Annotated in this window: 1 pseudogene; it reads left to right on the top strand. The window is 63.2% G+C overall.

Going from position 1 to position 209, the window contains the following annotated elements:
- Positions 1-209: pseudogene (locus KJQ96_RS39920) on the top strand (transposase); the annotation flags it as partial.

A 209-nucleotide genomic window follows, 5' to 3' on the forward strand; every position in this document is an offset into this window, starting at 1 on the left:
GTGCCGGTCATGGTGGCATTACGTCTCTTCGTTCCCGAGAGTTGGACGAGTAATCCGGTGGTTTGAAGCGTGCGGGCGTTCCAGTCGAGCACCGCGCAGCGACCAAGCCAGAGATCGCCTTGGCGGAGATCGACCGCGTCATCGCCTCCGGTGCGCGTTTCGGCTGTGTGCTTGCCGATTCAGGGTACGGCTCCAGCGGGCCTTTCCGT

The sequence above is a fragment of the Bradyrhizobium sp. sGM-13 genome, from assembly GCF_018398875.1.
GTDB lineage: Bacteria > Pseudomonadota > Alphaproteobacteria > Rhizobiales > Xanthobacteraceae > Bradyrhizobium.